We start from the raw sequence: 1,076 nt of genomic DNA on the forward strand, positions 1-1,076 counted from the left end.
AATGTCGCCGTCCGCCATAGAAGAATAAGTTACTGGTACAGACAGCAGATCCGTCTTGGTTTTGTAACCCAAGCCTTTCAGTAGCTCTGTGGTTACCGCCGTGGTCGCAGTAATGTCTGTCCAGCCTACATCGGCAAACCGAACGGTTTCACATTGGTTTGCGTAAGCGCCGGTAGCTAAAGAACTTAACGCGATAGTCGATAGTATTTTCGTCATCTTAGACATGTTGAATTCCTTTTAATAATTTCTGACTTTATTCTCAGTTTTTAAAGATTAAGAGATCGATTCCAAGTCTCTTTTCGGTGGATGCATTCGCTGCATCTCTTGCCAGTTCGGTGCAATCCAAACCGGAGTGTTATTTGCTTTTTCTAGTGCGTTACCCAAGATCATGTCCGCAGCCCGTTCTGCAACCATGATGGTTGGCGCATTCAGGTTGCCATTTGGAATGGTTGGGAAAATCGACGAGTCCACAACACGCAAACCCTGGATGCCGCGCACCTGACACTGCTCATCCAGTACGGCTAGCGGATCATCGTCTGCACCCATTTTGCAGCTACATGAAGGATGATAAGCACTCTCAACATTTTGCTTAACCCACTCATCAATTTGCTCGTCGGTAGTAATGTGAAGACCTGGTTGAATCTCGTCACCACGGTACTCATCCATTGATGGCTGATTGAGGATTTCGCGCGTCAGACGAATACAGTCACGCCAGTCCTTTTTATCTTGCTCGGTCGAGATGTAGTTAAACTCAATCTTTGGCTTATCATTCGGGTTAGAAGAAACCACCTCTACAGTGCCACGGCTCTCTGGTTTATTAGGGCCGACGTGTACCTGGAAACCATGACCATCAAAGGCCGCCTGACCGTCATAACGCATCGCAGCTGGTAAGAAGTGATATTGAATATTTGGCCACTTCAGCCCTTCACGCGAGCGAATAAACGCACACGATTCAAAATGGTTGGTTGCGCCTAGGCCTTTTCTAGTAAGAATCCACTCGGTACCGATTAGCCCTTTGCTCACCAAGCCTAGTTTACTGTTCAGTGTGATTGGCTGCTTACAGTGGTATTGGAAGT

2 protein-coding genes are annotated in these 1,076 nt (G+C 47.0%); both read right to left on the reverse strand.

Features of this window, described 5'->3' with window-relative positions; genetic code table 11:
* Positions 1-225 (reverse strand): glycine betaine ABC transporter substrate-binding protein (locus R8O11_RS25185; protein ID WP_318194606.1); only part of this gene is annotated, 225 nt, incomplete at its 3' end.
* A 48-nt stretch (positions 226-273) separates the two neighbouring features.
* The coding region (locus R8O11_RS25190; protein ID WP_318194607.1) for a GMC oxidoreductase at positions 274-1,076 on the reverse strand (803 nt) is incomplete at its 5' end.

The sequence above is a fragment of the Vibrio sp. 1288 genome, assembly GCF_033344475.1.